The organism is Shewanella sp. 11B5 (assembly GCF_002836795.1).
Lineage (GTDB): Bacteria > Pseudomonadota > Gammaproteobacteria > Enterobacterales > Shewanellaceae > Shewanella > Shewanella frigidimarina.
Map to the genome: position 1 here is coordinate 1 of NZ_PJAP01000020.1, position 1531 is coordinate 1531.

Consider the following 1531-nt stretch of genomic DNA (forward strand, 5'->3'; position numbering starts at 1 on the left):
TTACAAGTATTAGCCAACACCTTATCGATAATGCGTGAAAATATTGAATCGCGCGAAAACGATTTAGTTTATCAATCACAACACGATAACCTCACGGGTTTATATAATCGCTTGGCTGCTAAACAACAACTCAGCCTGCTGCTCAGTAAAATGCATGGCAGCTTAGTAATGATAGATATTAAAAACTTTCGCCATTTAAATAACATCATTGGATTTGCCAATGCCGACGATTTATTGGTGTTGTTTGCCAGCCGTTTAGAAAGCTTATCCCCAACGGCCCAATTAATATCGCGCTTAGATGGCGACTCGTTCTTGTTGCTATTCCAACCGAGTATTCCGCTTGAAAAGCTTGATAACTATCTACGTCAATTAACTAACCCATTTTCTATTCAGGGTTCAAAAATAAGTGTCAATGTGCGGGTAGGGATTGTTGATTTATCCAGTGACTATGACTGTAATGACATCGACACGTTAATTCGCCATGCTGAAATTGCATTAAATCAAGCCCGAGTGGAATCATTAGGCATTGCCACTTATCAACAAGGCGAAGATGAACGCTATTTACGTGAGTTAATGATTATCCGTGATTTACCGATTGCCTTAGCACAAGGGCAATTACATTTGGTGTTTCAACCTAAAGTGAATATTCAGAGCAATCATTGCCATGGTGCAGAAACGCTAATCCGCTGGCAACACCCGGAATTGGGATTTATCCCGCCAGATGAATTTATTCGCTTAGCTGAAAACTCAGGTAATATCTCGATGATCAGTGACTGGGTGTTAAATACCACCATAAAGCAGCTAGCCCAATGGCAGCTGCAAGGTATTTCGCTGACGGTGGCGATTAATTTATCAGCCCACGATCTCACTAATCCTCAGCTGCCGTTAGACATTGAACAGTTGCTGATTAGCAATCATTTACCGATTAATGCTTTGTCGATAGAGGTAACCGAAGGTGCTGTGATGAAAGATGCACAAACGGTGATTGCTGTTTTACAGCAGTTTAGAAATATCGGCTTGGCCATTGCCATCGACGACTTTGGCACTGGGCACTCTTCATTAGCTTACTTAAAGTTACTGCCCGTTAATGAAGTGAAGATTGATCGCAGTTTTATCAAAGATATTCATACCGATGCAACTGATTTAATGATTGTGGATAGCAGCATTCGATTAATTAAAGGGCTCAATTTATCCGTCGTGGCTGAAGGCGTTGAATCCGTAGAAGGGATCAATATTCTACGTGGACTCAATTGCGACATAATTCAAGGTTATGTGTATTCTAAGCCGCTAAAAGCAGATGATTTTATTGTGTGGTTCCAACAATTTAATCAGTCTAATATTCAGACTCTCAGTAAGGATACGCCACACTAATGTATCAACCAATGTGCATTATATTAGCGGTGCTATTAAGCCTAATCAGCGTGTGTGCTCAAGCTGAAACAAGTAAAGTAATTGCTACTGGTGGCGCCACAACTATTGAGGGCAGTGCTGGCGGAGGAATAGTGCCGTGGGCAGTAATTAATGGTTATGC

2 protein-coding genes are annotated in these 1531 nt (G+C 41.1%); both read left to right on the forward strand.

Annotated elements, in window-relative coordinates; translation table 11 throughout:
• The coding region (locus tag CXF78_RS00130) for a putative bifunctional diguanylate cyclase/phosphodiesterase (RefSeq protein ID WP_145991266.1) at positions 1–1371 on the forward strand (1371 nt) is incomplete at its 5' end.
• Positions 1371–1531 (forward strand): DUF3034 family protein (locus tag CXF78_RS00135; RefSeq protein WP_219622039.1); only part of this gene is annotated, 161 nt, incomplete at its 3' end. The genes CXF78_RS00130 and CXF78_RS00135, both read left to right, overlap by 1 nt.